This window comes from Paenibacillus farraposensis, from assembly GCF_020736845.1.
Taxonomy (GTDB): Bacteria; Bacillota; Bacilli; order Paenibacillales; family Paenibacillaceae; genus Paenibacillus; species Paenibacillus farraposensis.
Genome location: NZ_JAFFQR010000008.1, coordinates 140,684 through 156,871, shown reverse-complemented (window position 1 = coordinate 156,871; position 16,188 = coordinate 140,684). Strand labels below are relative to the sequence as shown.

General features: G+C 47.4%; 18 protein-coding genes and 1 CRISPR repeat array. Of the genes, 17 read left to right on the top strand and 1 reads right to left on the bottom strand.

What is annotated here, in order from left to right; translation table 11 throughout:
• Window positions 1–13 precede the first annotated feature (13 nt).
• The 9 genes from cas5c (at window position 14) to JO375_RS01725 (ending at window position 7,573) form a co-directional block, all read left to right on the top strand.
• Complete coding sequence (gene cas5c, locus JO375_RS01765; protein ID WP_229522848.1) at window positions 14–733, top strand: type I-C CRISPR-associated protein Cas5c; 720 nt, start codon at window positions 14–16, stop codon at window positions 731–733.
• Complete coding sequence (cas8c, locus tag JO375_RS01760; protein ID WP_229522847.1) at window positions 730–2,679, top strand: type I-C CRISPR-associated protein Cas8c/Csd1; 1,950 nt, start codon at window positions 730–732, stop codon at window positions 2,677–2,679. Before cas5c ends, cas8c begins: the two co-directional genes overlap by 4 nt.
• Before the next feature lie 67 nt (window positions 2,680–2,746).
• The gene (gene cas7c / locus JO375_RS01755) at window positions 2,747–3,622 is read left to right on the top strand and encodes a type I-C CRISPR-associated protein Cas7/Csd2 (protein ID WP_229522846.1); all 876 of its coding nucleotides are present in this window, start codon (window positions 2,747–2,749) and stop codon (window positions 3,620–3,622) included.
• Window positions 3,609–4,268 (top strand): CRISPR-associated protein Cas4, encoded by a 660-nt coding sequence (cas4, locus tag JO375_RS01750; RefSeq protein ID WP_229522845.1) that lies wholly within the window; start codon window positions 3,609–3,611, stop codon window positions 4,266–4,268. The genes cas7c and cas4 overlap by 14 nt, the downstream gene beginning before the upstream one ends.
• Complete coding sequence (cas1c, locus tag JO375_RS01745; protein ID WP_229522844.1) at window positions 4,265–5,296, top strand: type I-C CRISPR-associated endonuclease Cas1c; 1,032 nt, start codon at window positions 4,265–4,267, stop codon at window positions 5,294–5,296. Before cas4 ends, cas1c begins: the two co-directional genes overlap by 4 nt.
• 8 nt (window positions 5,297–5,304) lie before the next feature.
• The gene (cas2, locus tag JO375_RS01740; protein ID WP_229522886.1) at window positions 5,305–5,595 is read left to right on the top strand and encodes a CRISPR-associated endonuclease Cas2; all 291 of its coding nucleotides are present in this window, start codon (window positions 5,305–5,307) and stop codon (window positions 5,593–5,595) included.
• 180 nt (window positions 5,596–5,775) lie between these two features.
• Window positions 5,776–6,479: a CRISPR direct-repeat array (repeat unit 32 nt; unit sequence GTCGCACTCCACGTGAGTGCGTGGATTGAAAT).
• 150 nt (window positions 6,480–6,629) lie between these two features.
• Complete coding sequence (locus JO375_RS01735; RefSeq protein WP_322098684.1) at window positions 6,630–6,779, top strand: aspartyl-phosphate phosphatase Spo0E family protein; 150 nt, start codon at window positions 6,630–6,632, stop codon at window positions 6,777–6,779.
• A gap of 102 nt (window positions 6,780–6,881) precedes the next feature.
• Window positions 6,882–7,079: an XRE family transcriptional regulator gene (locus JO375_RS01730; protein ID WP_229522843.1), complete on the top strand. Its 198-nt coding sequence runs from the start codon at window positions 6,882–6,884 to the stop codon at window positions 7,077–7,079.
• Window positions 7,080–7,198: 119 nt separating this feature from the next.
• A complete protein-coding gene (locus tag JO375_RS01725) occupies window positions 7,199–7,573 on the top strand; it encodes a DnaJ family domain-containing protein (protein ID WP_229522842.1) in 375 nt (124 codons plus the stop codon).
• 61 nt (window positions 7,574–7,634) lie between these two features.
• Here JO375_RS01725 and gluQRS read toward each other — a convergent pair whose 3' ends face one another.
• Window positions 7,635–8,630 (bottom strand): tRNA glutamyl-Q(34) synthetase GluQRS, encoded by a 996-nt coding sequence (gene gluQRS, locus JO375_RS01720; RefSeq protein ID WP_229522841.1) that lies wholly within the window; start codon window positions 8,628–8,630, stop codon window positions 7,635–7,637.
• A 398-nt stretch (window positions 8,631–9,028) separates the two neighbouring features.
• On the opposite strand from gluQRS, the gene hrpB reads away from it, so the two are divergent.
• The 8 genes from hrpB to JO375_RS01680 all read left to right on the top strand — a co-directional run bounded on the left by hrpB (window position 9,029) and on the right by JO375_RS01680 (window position 16,176).
• Window positions 9,029–11,533, top strand: a complete 2,505-nt coding sequence (gene hrpB, locus JO375_RS01715) for an ATP-dependent helicase HrpB (RefSeq protein ID WP_229522884.1) — start codon at window positions 9,029–9,031, stop codon at window positions 11,531–11,533.
• 302 nt (window positions 11,534–11,835) lie between these two features.
• Window positions 11,836–13,008, top strand: a complete 1,173-nt coding sequence (locus tag JO375_RS01710; RefSeq protein WP_229522840.1) for an acyltransferase — start codon at window positions 11,836–11,838, stop codon at window positions 13,006–13,008.
• A gap of 387 nt (window positions 13,009–13,395) precedes the next feature.
• Window positions 13,396–13,758 (top strand): helix-turn-helix transcriptional regulator, encoded by a 363-nt coding sequence (locus JO375_RS01705; RefSeq protein WP_229522839.1) that lies wholly within the window; start codon window positions 13,396–13,398, stop codon window positions 13,756–13,758.
• A gap of 215 nt (window positions 13,759–13,973) precedes the next feature.
• Window positions 13,974–14,351, top strand: coding sequence for a DivIVA domain-containing protein (locus tag JO375_RS01700; RefSeq protein ID WP_229522838.1), 378 nt, complete (start codon window positions 13,974–13,976; stop codon window positions 14,349–14,351).
• Between the two features lie 100 nt (window positions 14,352–14,451).
• A complete protein-coding gene (locus tag JO375_RS01695) occupies window positions 14,452–14,886 on the top strand; it encodes an Rrf2 family transcriptional regulator (RefSeq protein WP_229522837.1) in 435 nt (144 codons plus the stop codon).
• 24 nt (window positions 14,887–14,910) lie between these two features.
• Complete coding sequence (locus JO375_RS01690) at window positions 14,911–15,411, top strand: metallophosphoesterase family protein (protein ID WP_229522836.1); 501 nt, start codon at window positions 14,911–14,913, stop codon at window positions 15,409–15,411.
• A 32-nt stretch (window positions 15,412–15,443) separates the two neighbouring features.
• The gene (locus JO375_RS01685) at window positions 15,444–15,770 is read left to right on the top strand and encodes a (2Fe-2S) ferredoxin domain-containing protein (protein ID WP_229522835.1); all 327 of its coding nucleotides are present in this window, start codon (window positions 15,444–15,446) and stop codon (window positions 15,768–15,770) included.
• Between the two features lie 133 nt (window positions 15,771–15,903).
• Window positions 15,904–16,176, top strand: a complete 273-nt coding sequence (locus tag JO375_RS01680; protein ID WP_229522834.1) for a hypothetical protein — start codon at window positions 15,904–15,906, stop codon at window positions 16,174–16,176.
• Window positions 16,177–16,188: the final 12 nt, after the last annotated feature.

Sequence of the window (16,188 nt, the reverse complement as noted above, 5' to 3'; positions counted from 1 at the left end):
AGGCAGTTGCCAGTTGAGAAACGCAATCGAATTTAAAGTTTATGGTGATTATGCACTGTTTACAGACCCGCTTACCAAACTGGGTGGGGAGAAATTAACGTACAGTGTACCAACCTATCAGGCATTAAAAGGAATTGTAGAAAGTATTTATTGGAAGCCTACCATTACAATGGTTGTCGACAAGGTTCGTGTTCTTAACCCCATCCGCATGGAATCCAAGGGGATTCGGCCCATCGAATATGGCGGCGGTAATACGCTTGCAAATTATACGTACTTGAAAGACCCTTGTTATGAGGTTCAGGCTCATTTTGTTTTTAATCTGCATCGTCCCGAGATGGAATATGACCGTAATGAGAACAAGCATCATAATATACTCAAACGATCGTTACTTGCGGGCGGTCGGAGAGATATTTTTCTGGGCACACGAGAATGTCAAGCCTATGTAGAGCCCTGTGTTTTTGGTGAAGAAGCTGGTTTCTATGATAACTATGGTGACATTCATCTGGGAAACATGGTGCATGGAATCAATTATCCGGATGAGACAGGCAGAAATCAGTTGGAAGTACGCTTGTGGAATCCGGTGATGAAGAATGGAGTTATTGAATTTATTCCACCGGAGAAATGTCCACAAGTTCGCATCATTTCGGATATGCAGCCTAAACGGTTTGATGAGCACAATGTTCAACCCGTTGATGAATTGCTTGCAGAATGGGAGGGGTGGAACATGAAATGAGTTGGCTGTTGAATTTATATGAAACGTATCAATCCAACCTTGGCCGTGTGGGTGTGATAGAGAAAAAGTATAAGGATCGCGAGTACACGCTGCTGCCCATCTCCCACACGACCCAAAATGCGCAGATTGAAGTGGAAATCACGGAACAGGGGGATTTTCATTCAGCCAGAGTGCTTGATAAAGATGACTTTAATACATTGATTCCTTGTACGGAGAAATCAGCCAGCCGGGCCGGGTCTGTCGTAGCGCCTTATCCGCTGCATGATAAATTAGGCTACGTTGCTGGAGATTTTGCAGCATATGGAGGAGAAGTTAACAAAGAAGATCCCTTTGCCGCTTATATTCAACAGTTGGAAGGTTGGGCCACGTCAGACTATGCTACTTCAAAGGTGAAAAGTATCTATTGTTATTTAAGCAAACGCCGATTGATTCAGGATCTGGTAAACGAATCTGTTTTATATCTGGATGAGCATCAGAAATTAATAGCTAAATGGGACAAAAAGTACGAGGCTTTACATCGAGAAAAACCTCTTATTTTTACGGCGGTTCCTGGTGAACAAGCGAGTGCTTTCATTCGTTTTAATGTGTATTCTCCACATCAAGCATTAGCCAAGGTCTGGAAAGATAAAGAGATGTATGATTCATTTGTTGGTTACTACAGTCACTTGCTGGGGGAAGAAGACATTTGTTATGTTACCGGAAAGCAACTTCCCAGCACAGATAAACATGCGAATAAAATCAGAAATTCCGGGGATAAAGCGAAGCTGATTTCCGCCAATGATACGAGTGGATTTACGTTCAGAGGCCGATTTGTTCATAGTCAAGAAGCGGCAAGTATCAGCTATGAAGTCTCTCAAAAGGCTCATAATGCATTAAAGTGGCTGATTCATCGTCAAGGTAAAATTATGGATAATCGTGTTTTTCTAGTATGGGGGAATGATGCCCCGGATGTGCCCGGCTTTACAGACAATGATAACATCTTTGCAATGGATTTTGGTCTCGAATCATCCAAACCGATAGCAATCAAAAGTCATACAAATGAAGAGATTGCATTTGACCTGGCCAAAGCCCTAACGGGTTACAGTAATAAACTTGCTGTCAAATCGGATTCCAAAGCAAAGGTCAATATTCTTGTGCTTGACTCAGCAACAACGGGACGCATGGCTGTTCTATATTATCGTAATTTGAATAAAAAACTGTATTTTAAAAAATTGATTGACTGGCATTCTACGTGTGTCTGGCTGCACCGTTATCAAAAAAATGAACAAGGCGAGTTGTTACAATTTTGGGGAGCTCCAGCGACTAAGGATATTGCTTTTGCGTCATACGGCCCCAAAGCGAATGACAAACTCGTTAAGGGTTTGATGGAACGCATGCTTCCATGCATCGTAGATGGGCGAGAAATTCCTCAGGATATCGTGAGGAGCGCTGTTCACCGTGCTTCTAATCCGGTATCTATGGAAAAATGGGAATGGGAGAAGACATTGAGTGTAACATGTGCATTAATTAACAAACAGGAGGGATACAACGTGGCATTAGATGAAGAAAATACGGATCGCAGCTATTTGTTTGGCAGACTGTTAGCGATTGCGGATGTGCTGGAACGAAACGCATTGGATCAGGAAGAGAAGCGTTCGACCAATGCCATACGCTATATGAATGCATTCTCACAACATCCTGAAAGAACCTGGAGAACGATTCAGAATGCCCTGCAGCCACACCAAGCTAAATTTGGCAAACGCCTCAACTATTATTCCAGCATGATTGATGAAGTCGCTTCAAAAATCCCATTTGATCAATTTAATAATGAACCGCTAACCGGCAAATATTTGCTAGGATTTTATAGTCAGCGATATAAGCTCTATCACAGCAAGAATAAACAAGAAAATAAGGACAGCAACGCAGGTAATGACGACAACCAAGATAGTAACAACTCAGACATGTAAATAAACAGTAGTATCAGATCATAACAATCTTTGAAATATAGAGTCACATGAAAAGGAGAAGAATAACATGTCTATTTTGGATCATAAAATTGATTTTGCCGTTGTTTTGTCTGTCACGAAAGCAAATCCGAATGGGGATCCTCTGAATGGTAATCGCCCGCGTCAAAATTACGATGGTTATGGAGAGATTTCAGATGTGGCCCTGAAACGGAAAATAAGAAATCGTCTGCAAGATATGGGAGAATCCATTTTTGTTCAGTCTAATGATCGGAAATGGGATGCTTATAATAGTTTAAGAGAACGTGCAGAGGCTAATCCTGAATTGGAAAAAATTTTCAAAGATAAGCAAGGCTCCAGTGATGAATTTGCCAAAATCGCCTGTCAGGGATGGATAGATGTTCGTAGCTTTGGTCAAGTCTTTGCATTCAAAGCGGCGAGTAAAGGAGCGGGGGTATCCGTAGGGGTGAGGGGACCTGTATCTGTACATACTGCAACTAGTATTGAGCCCATTGACATTACAACCATGCAAATCACAAAAAGTGTAAATTCCGAGCCAGGGAAAGAAAAAGGTTCTGATACGATGGGGATGAAGCATCGGGTAGATTTTGGTGTATATGTTTTTAAGGGAAGTATTAATACACAGCTAGCTGAAAAAACGGGATTTACAAACGAGGATGCCGGAAAAATCAAGGATGCGCTCATTTCGCTGTTTGAAAATGATGTATCCTCTGCCCGCCCTGACGGCAGTATGGAGGTTCATAAAGTCTATTGGTGGGAGCACAATTCCAAGCTTGGAAAATACTCATCCGCTAAGGTACACCGATCTTTAGAAGTTAAATTAAAAGAAAATGTAAACGGAAACGACAAAACTTTTGATACACATTATGAATGCATACTCACACCGCTCGAAGGCTTAGAGGTTCAAGAGTATGCAGGGCTATAATGAAGAAGACTATTTGCTGTTGTCAGGGATTCAGCATTTTAACTTCTGCAGAAGACAGTGGGCATTAATTCATATTGAGCAGCAATGGGAAGAAAACGTACGGACGATTGAGGGCAATCATTTACACCGAAAAGCCGATCAGCCTATGATTCGTGAGAAAAGAGGGGATAAGCTTGTGGTGCGCGCATTACCTGTACATTCCAGAGAACTTGGGATTACTGGCATCTGTGATGTGGTGGAGTTTGTGCGTGATCCTCTCGGCGTTTCGCTTGCAGGGGAGGAAGGTACGTACCTTCCTTTTCCTGTTGAATACAAGCGCGGCAAACCTAAACGAAATGATTCGGACCATGCTCAGTTGGTCGCACAAGTCATGTGCCTTGAAGAAATGCTCGTATGTGATATTTCCAAAGGCTATTTTTATTACGATGAGATCAAACACCGCGTAGAGGTCATCATCACCGCATCGGACCGTGAACGTGTGCGATCAAGTTTGCAGGAAATGAGGCAATACTTTGAGCGGAATCATACACCTAAAGCCAAAGTGGGTCCGCACTGCCAAAGTTGCTCGCTACATAACATATGTGTGCCTGAAATATTGAATAAAAGATCAGTTTCAAGCTTTATTGAAAGCAGGATAGCTGAATGAAAAAATTACTGAACACCTTATTTGTAACGTTGCCGGATACGTATTTGTCACTGGATGGAGAAAATATCGTGGTCAAACAAGAAGAATCCATTCTTGCACGTTATCCTTTGCATAATTTGGAGGCTGTTTGCACGTTTGGCTACGCAGGAGTCAGCCCAGGCCTAATGGGAGCTTGTGCAACACGCAACATCAACCTGACCTTTATGACGCGCAGCGGACGTTTTCTGGCACGAGTTACCGGAGAAAGCCGGGGAAATGTGGTGCTTAGAAAAGAACAGTATCGGATTTCGGATGATGAGAGAAGAAGTGCTCTTATCGCAAGAAATATGATTTTAGGTAAGATATATAACCATAAATGGATTTTGGAACGGGCAACGAGGGACTACTCTCTTCGTATTGATACGGATCGCATGAAGAAGGTGACCGCTTCTTTAACAGAGATCATGAAGCAGGTCCGCGAAGTGGAGGAACTGGACATGTTGCGCGGCTTGGAAGGAACAGCGGCGGTTCAGTATAATTCTGTGTTTGATGAATTGATCTTGCAGCAAAAGGATGATTTTTATTTCCATGGCCGTCATAAGCGTCCGCCGTTGGATAATGTAAATGCTCTATTGTCCTTTGCCTACACATTGCTGTCAAACGATATGAAGTCTGCTTTGGAAGCTGTTGGTCTGGATGCTTATGTAGGCTTCCTGCATAGAGATCGCCCGGGACGAGCCTCATTGGCACTGGACGTGATGGAAGAACTTCGAGGAGTCTATGCCGACCGCTTTGTGCTTTCGTTGATTAACAAAAAGCTGATTCATGGCAAAGGATTTTACAAGAAGGAAAACGGTGCTGTGGTGATGGACGATGATACGAGAAAAATCGTATTGAAGGCATGGCAGGAGCGGAAGCAGGACAAGATCATTCATCCTTATTTGAATGAGAAAATGTCCTGGGGGCTGGTGCCCTATTCACAGGCCTTGCTCATGGCTAGGCATATTCGGGGAGACTTGGACGAGTATCCTCCATTTTTGTGGAAGTAGGTGTTAGCTTGCTGATTCTGATTACTTATGATGTAAGCACGGTAGACAGTGCAGGTAGAAAAAGACTGGCCAAGGTTGCAAAAAAGTGTACAGATCACGGACAAAGGGTACAAAATTCCGTATTTGAATGTATTTTGGATTCGACGCAGTTCCGTCGTTTGAAATATGAATTAGAAGAATTGATAGACAAAAAAGAAGACAGCCTGCGATTCTACAACTTAGGTGATAACTACAAAAAGAAAGTAGAACATATCGGGGCCAAAGAAACTTATGATATGGAAAGCCCACTGATTTTGTAAGGTGCGAATGTGAAGCTCACATAAAAACTCCGGGTCCTTCCCACCTCGAAATTTGTCGAATAGCAATGGAGAAGCTTTCTATCCGTAAAAGTCAATAGGTAACCCAAGCCTATTTGGCATCAGTTTTTCGAAAATACATGAAATTGATATCACTTAGATATGAATTACTGCATTTTCGCTGTCGCACTCCACGTGAGTGCGTGGATTGAAATATAATCCAATGCAGAAAATGAAATCATCGCTTCAAAGTCGCACTCCACGTGAGTGCGTGGATTGAAATCATCTGATCAACGAACCAGTCTTGCCCGGGTGACGTCGCACTCCACGTGATTGCGTGGATTGAAATACTTGGAGAGATTACTGGAGCGCTCGGTCCCTTTTGTCGCACTCCACGTGAGTGCGTGGATTGAAATATCCACGATCTGATCAATCTTACCGGACAATATAGGTCGCACTCCACGTGAGTGCGTGGATTGAAATTCGTATTCATCAAGATTGCTCACGATTACAGCATAGTCGCACTCCACGTGAGTGCGTGGATTGAAATAATCAAGAAGTACACGAAACGCATAAAGTGCTCACTTCCGTCGCACTCCACGTGAGTGCGTGGATTGAAATTATCGTGACCAGTGAATTAATGTGATACCACCCACGTCGCACTCCACGTGAGTGCGTGGATTGAAATCATCACCACCAGTGTGAAATTAAGTGAATACAAAGTCGCACTCCACGTGAGTGCGTGGATTGAAATAGCAATGCTGACGGCGTGACCGGGCATGAGGGTGCAGTCGCACTCCACGTGAGTGCGTGGATTGAAATCAGTATGTTGTATACGATGAGGAAATAGGTGTAGTCGCACTCCACGTGAGTGCGTGGATTGAAATCCCCTGTAGCTCAACGGCGTTCAGATCCCATAAAATGCCTCTGTAATGTCCCAGAAGCCTTTTTTGTTAAGCGTATTTTTATAAAATCCAAAACTTGACGTTTTGCATTAGTATATGACATAGAAGGAGGAATCATGCTGATGAATCCGGGTGTCTTTACTTCGTGTCGAACGGGCCAGAAAAAGACTGTACCAAGTGCAGGAGAAATACGGATTTTTAACGCATCCCAAAGTGATAGAACAATCCAGAAAACTGGATCATTTACTGAATCAATACCAAACCTGCAAATCAAAATCTTAGCTCATGCGTTCTTGCGTGCTCTGAAGGCAGAACACAGACCATAATCATGTGAAATTGAACATTACATAAATTGAACATAACCATCATGTGGAGGTAACATAGTTGAAAAGAAGCATTACTCCTATAACCCCTTTCGGTTGGAAAATCAAACAAAAGCTGGCCGAGAAACAGCTTGACCAAAGCACGTTTTGCGATACATATCATATTCCTCCTAGCCGATTGTCCAATCTCATTCACGGAACACGTAAGGCCAAAAAATATAGAAAGCAAATATCTGAATTGCTTGGCATAGAAGAATAACCCCTCTGTGTTCTCCTTCTACATAGGAAATCCTAAGCGTAGGCTACAGTGGCAAAAGAACCCTTGTTTATTTAATATAGATGTATGTCAAATGCTTAGACAAGGAGTTGATGCGGTCTATGGGGATCTTTTCCAGAATGGCAGAACGGAAGATTGCGGAGGCGATGGCAAGAGGTGAGTTTGATAACTTACCGGGAGCAGGCAAGCCACTGGACATTGAGGATTTATCCCATGTCCCGGAGGAACTGCGTATGTCGTACAAGCTGCTGAAAAATGCGAACATTTTACCGGAGGAGCTCCAGCTGCAGCAGGAATGTGTTCAACTGCATGATTTGCTTCACGCTTGTCGCGAGGCGGGAGAACAGGAGCGAATCAGTCGCAGGCTAACTGAAAAGTCACTGCGTCTCCGCATGCTGCTGGAGGAAAGAGGACTGAACACTTCGTCTGTATTTTATGAATATGAGTCCGCTGTACGTAAGCGGCTGGAAGAATAGAAGCGAATGAAGCAAAGACAAAATGCCATTGCCCGTATATTGAGCACTATCAATAAAAGCATTAACGCTGCAAAGCAGACAGCTTCCTGAGGAACTGTTCTGTCAGGATGACTGGCTCTTTGGGCAGCTTATCGAGATGAAAACCCTGGATCAAATCCACAGCCTTCACAGGCTCGGGAGCATCCAGCAGTCCGGAAAAATAGGCGAGCCAGCCAATGACTGCTTCCGGTGTGATCCCTTGCCTCCGCATCGCCCGGAGTGCTACTGCGCCATGTCGTTTGGCGAGCCGCCGGCCATCCGGACCCAGGACAAGTGGGACGTGTGCAAATCGTGGCGGTTCCCAGCCAAGAGCCTGGTACAGCAAGAGCTGCCGGGGGGTGGAATCGAGCAGATCATATCCGCGCAGCACATCGGTGATATGCATATCCGCGTCATCGACCACGACGGCAAGCTGATAGGAAAACATGCCGTCCGCCCGTTTGATGATAAAATCTCCCCCTTCTGCAGCGCCGAAGGCCACATGACCTGCTACCTGATCCTGAAATGAGATGACAGTTTCAGGACTTTGCGGTACTTTAAAGCGAAGTGAAGGGAGCTTGTACTGTGACCTGGCCATGGCTTCCTGAGGACTAAGGCTGCGACATGTCCCCGAATATGCAGGTCCTTCACCAGATAGTCCGTGCGGAGCACTGGCGGCAGCAAAAATATCTGCCCGGCTGCAAAAGCAAGGATACAGCAAATCCTGCCCCTGTAGTTTGTCCAATGCAGCCTGGAACCGTTCCAGCCGCTCACTTTGGGTATAGGGGCCGTAGGGGCCGCCTACATCCGGTCCTTCATCCCATTCCAGCCCGATCCAGCGCAAATCCTCCATAATTCCCTGAGCCAGCGGGCTGCGAGCCCGAGTCATATCAATGTCTTCCATACGCAAAACATAGGTTCCGCCCAGAGAGCGAACATGCAGCCATGATAATAATGCGGTGCGGGCGTTTCCCAAGTGTATCCATCCCGATGGTGTTGGGGCAAACCGACCTCTGATGGGTTGGGCCTGTAATTCCATACAACAATGACCTCGTTTCTAGATCCGTCCTTTAGCATTCCATATAATACATATTATAAAACGATTATGCCGCGAGTGCATCCCGACAGGACAAGACGATAACATCGGAAACTTTGATACAGCTAGCATACCTACTATAGCCAGACGGGACATCTAAAAATCTGTATAATAGATTCAAAAGCATGTCAGACCATCATAATTACAGGTAGTGAAAAATTCAAATAGAAATTAACATTGATAGAAAATTCACATATAAATTCGAAACAGAAAATTTATTGCAGAAATAATAGATGCAACGAAGCAAAATAAATAAGTAAATTTAGAACATGCGCATTCGCGTATTATTGGAGAGATTTCAATTGACAGAATTTCATTTATCGGATAAACAACTGCCAATCATGCAAGTGATCCCCGAGCTTAGACATGCGCTGCAATCCCATTCGTCCGCTGTCCTGATTGCACAGCCGGGTGCAGGAAAAACGACGGTTACACCGCTGGAGCTGCTGAATGAGTCGTGGCTGGCAGGACAAAAGATGATCATGCTGGAGCCAAGGCGTCTGGCAGCACGTGCAGCGGCGGCCCAAATGGCGAAGGCATTGGGAGAATCGACCGGGCAGACGGTAGGCTACCGGGTTCGCATGGACACCAAAGCAGGTCCAAACACCAGAATTGAAGTGGTTACTGAGGGGGTGCTGACCCGAATGCTGCAGCATGACCAGGCTTTGGAAGGAGTGGGACTCATCATTTTTGATGAATTCCATGAGCGCAGTCTGCACGCAGATTTGGGCTTAGCGCTTGCTCTGCAAAGTCAGGCACTGCTGCGACCAGATTTAAAAATATTAATCATGTCTGCCACACTGGAGGCCGAGCCGGTCTGCCGACTATTGAGAGATGCGCCATTGCTGGAATGTCCGGGCAATGTATTTCCGGTAGAAACGTTTTATAAATCCAAGCCTTTATCGGCTTCATTAGAAGATTTTACGGCAGAAGCGGTGGAACAGGCGCTTCATGCCCATGAAGGAGATGTGCTGGTATTCCTGCCCGGGGCCAGGGAAATTCATCGAACGGAGCGAGAGCTGGTTTCGAGGAATTTGCCTGCACAGGTCAAGGTCATTCCACTGTATGGCAGCATGAAGCTGGAGCAGCAAGACGAGGCGATACGCCCTTCGGCATTGGGTAGCCGAAAAGTAGTCCTGGCCACCTCGATTGCTGAGTCCAGCCTCACGATTGCAGGGATTACGGTGGTGATCGACAGCGGATTGTCGCGGGAGTCGGTATTTTCCGCGCGAACCGGCATGAGCCGTTTAACCACCGTCAGGGTGTCCAAAGCCTCGGCTGACCAGCGCCGCGGGCGGGCGGGCCGTCTTCAGCCGGGCGTATGCTACCGGCTGTGGAGCGCGCAGGAACACGCCGCGCTCCCGGAGGCCAGCCGCCCGGAAATCGTGGCGGCCGATTTGGCTCCGCTCGCGCTGGAGCTGGCCGCCTGGGGCGTGCGCGAGCCCGCCGAGCTGGCCTGGCTGGATACCCCGCCTGAGGCGGCGTATCGCCAGGCCACGGGCCTGCTGCGCCAGCTCGGCTGCCTGTGCAGCGCAGCCGATGGCACCGCAGGCGGCATAACCGCGCACGGGCGCGAGGTGTCCGCTCTGGGCGCACATCCGCGGCTGGGGCACATGCTGCTGCGTGCAGCCGCCCTCGGTCTGGCGCCTACCGCCAGCCGCCTGGCTGCGCTGCTGCAAGAGCGTGACCCGTTCCGCGCCCATGGCGGAACGGACTTGCGCCCGCGGCTGGATGCCTTGCGCGAGGCGGCTCATGCCCGCAGCACGCACAGCCTGCTGCGGGAGGCCGACGATACGGTGATCCGCCGTATCGTGCAGGAAAGCCGGCAGCTGCTGGCATCGCTGTCGCAAGCAGCCGCAGCGGAGGACGAGCCTGACGGCTCCGCGGCCTGCGGGCTGCTGCTGGCCTTTGCGTATCCGGACCGGATCGCGCAGGGCCGGGGGGATGGCCGCTTTTTGCTTAGCAGCGGCCGTGGAGCGCGACTTCGGCAAGTGGAGTGGATGTCGCGCTCGTCCTATCTCGTCGCTGCTGAGGTAGACGACGAGGGAGCGGATGGGGTCATTCAGTTGGCGGCCCCGGTTGAGCTGCATGAGCTGCTGGACCATTGTAGGGAATGGCTGCAGGAGCAAGCCCATGTATACTGGGACAGTTCAGCTTCAGCGGTAAGAGCGCGTAAGGTTTTACAGCTTGGCTCGCTTGTTTTGAAGGAAGCATCCTATGAACGGCCACCGGCTGAGGAAATAGCTGCCGCCTTGATGCAGGGCGTCCGTGAACGTGGCTTGAAGCTGCTATCGTGGAACCGGCAAACCCTTCAGCTGCAAGCCCGCTTGATTTTTATGCACTTCTCGGCTCCCGAGGACTGGCCGGACAGCTCGGATGCCGCGCTGCTGGATTCACTGGAGTCGTGGCTGTTGCCTTTTGCGCTTGGAGCCAAAAATGTATCCGACCTGCAGCGGCTGGACGGTAGCGGATTGCTGCTTGGCAGGCTGGATTGGGAGCAGCGGCAGCAGCTTGAGCAGGAAGCGCCAACGCATATACGTGTACCCAGCGGCTCCCGTCTTCCTGTCGATTACTCGAATCCCGAGGCACCTGTGCTGGCAGTACGGCTGCAGGAGCTGTTCGGCATGAAGAATACGCCCCGCATTGGCCGTGGGCGCGTGCCGCTCGTGCTGCATTTGCTGTCACCTGCCCAGCGGCCTGTCCAAGTGACCTCCGACCTGTCCAGCTTCTGGAATGAGGCATATTTTGAAGTCAAAAAGGACTTGAAAGGCAGATATCCCAAGCATTATTGGCCGGATGATCCTCTGGAAGCAACGGCGACTCACAGAGCCAAGCCCAAGCGTTGATTTGCTCTATTTGATGTCCAATCCGTTTGTTATAGTGAGCAGCGTCTTCCTAAGAGGGAAGGCTGCTTTTTTTATCGGCTATGTTAATCAGAAAGAACTTCCGTATCAACAACAAAGAAGACCGAGAAAGTTATTCCTCGGCTTAGTAATGTCCTAAAGATACACCACTTAGAAATAGGCGACATCGGGATCAGCAGTATGAAATTGTTTTTGTTACACGCACGTTTAACCATTCTATATCTTTTGGTGGAATTGCAGTTATAATAGATTCATACTTTGCTAGAAGATAACAGGAGAGTGACATGAGTCGAAAAGAGAAAATATCCGAAGTCGCTTTGTTGAGAGGACTGGCCTTTGCGGCCGTTGTTCTTCAGCATTCCGTCGCACATCATGCGGTTGCGCAGGGGGCGCGCATCCAGGACGGGGTTTTGATGACACTGCTATTGCTGTGTTCCAAATTTGCAGTACCTGTGTTTGTATTTATTACCGGAATGGTGTTGTTTTACAATTATGATGGAGCTTTAAAATACGGGACGTTTTTACGTAAAAGGTTCATGGATATCATCGTTCCTTATATCATATGGTCTCTTGTATACGAGTTGGGAAATCAGCTTGCCCAAGATGGAGGGCTTATTCACCCGCTCGATTTTTTTCTGAAGCTTTTGAACGGGAAAAGCAGCTATCATCTGTGGTATATCGTTATGATTATCCAATGTTATGTGTTATTTCCTGTATTTCGTGATGTGGTGCGCCGCTTGTCTGCGTTAATGCCGTCAAAATGGCGACCCGCTGCATTGGCTGGAGTCGGGGCACTATATGTGTTGCTTATGTTCGCAGTAGGACCTGTATATCATATGATGGATAAGCTCCAGCTTCCGGTCATTACTTCCTGGTTTACCCTTTACGCTGACCGGAATGTGATCTACTTTTTCTTTTATTTTGTGCTAGGCGCGGCGGCGGGGATGAACGTCAAACGCTGGGATGAATGGGTGATCAAGGCCCAGAGGGTGTACTGGCCGCTGTTTATCGTGATTACAGGATACTTGCTGTATGAGATGATCAGCTTGTTCCAGACGCCGCAAGGAGCGGTATTTTCCTTTAATTACTTGTCCCTGCTGCGTCCGGTCATGGCTGTGTATTGCGTTACATCTATTTTTGCAGCCTATCGGGTGGCTACGTGGATCGCCCATAAGGGTGGGCGTGCGGCGAGTCTGCTAACCTCAATCGGTACGCTGTCCTACGGAGCGTATCTGATGCATGCCTTTATGCTGCGTGTGACCTACTATTTTGATGAAACGTTGTTTGCAGAATGGAATCATGTGCTGCGTACGCTGATCTCGTTTGTACTTTGTGCCGTATTCTCCATTGCGGGAACCTGGCTGCTGGCTCGTACGCCACTGGGAAAATGGGTGGTGGGGCTGCAGGTGCGTCCCCGTCCGGCCGGAGGTCCGCCAGCCCTGCAAAAGCAGGCCTGATTTTACGGTTTCCTTACGCCTCAAATAATCTCGTTGTGGATGTTGCTTAAGTCCGCAACGGGATTTTTTTACATATAAAACGGAAAAATGGAGCGAAATTCACCTTTTCCAGGATTCTTCTCACCATGCAGAAATGAGATATTCTAGATTGCTAATTATATAATTTCAACATATGAAAAATTCACAATAGAAAAAATAATATGGTATCCCACCACTCGCAGCCTGCCTGAGAACGCTTCATTTTATCTCTCTCCCCATCTAAAAAACAGTCACAAGGGGCGAAGTATCTTATATGCTCTCCTGTACTGAAAGGAAATAGGGTATGGACACAGTGTGGTTTATAATGGAAGATAAGGTGTATGAATAAGTATGGAGGAGGCTGTGAAAATGGCGTTTATGATATCCCAGCGGGCTTTTATTAAAATTTATCTGATCACTATGGTGGAGAAGCATCGCGGTTATGGATATCAGATGCTCGAATCGATGAAGGACGAATTTCGTAGTTTCGGCTATGTTCCGCCTCAGAGCGAGGTCTATCGGGCGCTGCATGAGCTGGTACAGGAAGGCGTGTTTTATCGTACCAAACGTTTAAAAGGAACAGACCCCCGCGTAGATTTTCAGGAAATCGTGCTGTATCATTTTACAGATGATGGGGAGGAGAAGGCCCGGCTTTATAAAAAGCAGGTCAAAACCGATCTGGACCGCTGCTTGGGGATGCTGCACAAAGCGGAACAAGACAATTATTCCTAACCTTGAAAGGATGAAAATCATCGCATAAAAGTTATAACCACATTCACAGAAGATTCAGAGAGCAGCCTGTCCCAAGGACAAGCTGCTTTCTTTGGGATTTCACGAATACCTGGCCATATCATACCTGCTCCTAGTGCCGGACAATCAGCCTAAACTTTTATTTCCAGCCTGGAATGTGTTATAAAAAGAATAGTGTGTTAAGGAGGGAACAACCGATGGATGAACATATGAAGCGTCGTCTGGACAAACAAAAGCAGCTGTTTAAACAACTGGGCATTCAGCTGGACGCGCTCTCCATTCATGAAAAACAGTTTAAACATAAAATGCGCGGCTATGATCCGGATGAGGTAGATGCCTTTCTGGATGAAATCATCAAGGACTACGAACGTTTTTATGCGAATATAGCCGACCTGATGGACAAATGGCAGGAACAGCAGGCAACGATACGTGATTTGAAAAATGCACCCAAGCCTGCCGCCGATTTTAACGCGCTTGACCGCCGTCAGCTGGAGGATATCGTCAAACAGCTTGAATACAGTGTTCGTCAGTTGAAGGTGCGCTTGCGTCCTGAAAATGACTATTTTCCGGAGTGAAGCGCAGCAAGCGCTGTGTCGGCGCCTCTGTATTGTGGTATGATGTAGTTATATATTTTACACAATCATTCAATGAGGCACACATTAAAAGGTGGTTAACATGAGTACCCATTTTTCCGTAAGTATCCATTGTCTGCTTCTACTGGCTGAAGGAGCGCCTGAGCGAATGACCTCGACACTTATCGCTTCGAGCATTAATACCAATCCGGTCGTTGTCAGGAGAATTATGAGCAAGCTCAAGCAAGCCGGACTGGTTGACTCCTCGCCGGGAGCACGCGGCTTTCGTTTGAGCATGTCGAGCTCTAATATGAATCTAAAAATGGTATATGAAGCGACCAAGGATGAAGGTCCGCTGTTTGCCATTCATACCGACAGCAATCATAATTGCGAGGTAGGCAAGAATATAGACGCTTTGTTGGATGGTTTATATGCCGTGGCGGAGCAGAAAATACAGGCGTTTTTCGAGACCATCACGCTGCGTGATCTGGAGCAGGCACTCCAGCAGCGGATTGGGCACCAGACCTCGTCTGTGTAAAGATACCGGTAAGGAGAATTGAATATGAAAATCGTCGTACTTTCCGATACACATATGCCGTATCGAAGCAAAGCGCTTCCCAGTCGGCTTGTTCAGGAGTTAAAAGACAGTGATCTGATTCTCCATGCCGGAGACTGGACAGACTGGTTCGTATATGAACGCCTGGCTGAATTTGCACCTGTACAAGGGATTGCCGGAAACAATGATGGAATAGACATCGTAGATCGTCTCGGCTATCAACGCATCGTTGAAGCCCGGGGCAAACGAATTGGTATGGTTCACGGCCACGGCTGGCGCGGCTCGACAGAAAATATTGCGCTGAATACGTTCAAGGGAGAACCGTTGGATTGTGTGATTTATGGACATTCGCATATTCCGGTGATCAAAAGAGTAGGAGAACTGCTTGTCCTGAATCCCGGTTCTCCGACGGACAAGCGTGGTGAGGATGAATATTCATTCATCGTGCTAACCCTGGAAGCCGGGCGGCTCGAAGCACAGCTCGTTCTTTACCCAGATAAACATTAATAAACCTACAACCGTTGATCAAAGGGGAAGCTATGGCTATATTTGAATTGGAACCGATGAAGCATCATGTGCTGATCTGTAATGGAGGCACATGTATGCGTCATGACGGTGAAGAAGTGACACAAGCAATCCGGGAAGAAATCCGCAAGCAAAACGCGGAAACCTATATTCATACGACCAGAACTCGCTGTAATGGCCGCTGTCACGATACTGCGGTGGTGATCGTCTATCCTCAAGGCGACTGGTATGGCCAGATGACGCCCGCTGCGGGCACACAACTGGTACAGAAGCTCGTTGAGGGAAAAAAGCTGGAGCCTCATCTTTTTCATGAATGTACGGGCTCATCCCGTCCGGAATAATCCAATACGTGATCCAAATAGGAACATGGGAAGAGAAAATCTTTACGGAGATTTTCTCTTTTTTGCGTTTAATCCTTGTTCTGAAAGGTAAAAGTATACTGTGACAACCAGACCGATAGGGAGGGAAGCAACAATGGCCCCATTTGACAATGAACTGCACGATCAGAATGATGGGAAGGAACGAAGAGGGAGAATGGAGCATGACGCTCAGGAGCAGCCCGTAAGCCGGGATCATGCAGAGCAGTATCCGACGGAGCAGGAGAGCCTCTTTGACCGTTTTGAAAGTGAGCAGACAGTAGATGCTATTCCTGTCGAGGATTTGAAGCTGGAACAACAGGAGGAATTCGACAAGGATGCAACCAAACACACCTCTTCCAGTGAGAAAAAATACAAAGGCGATGTATAAACGTTCAGGCGG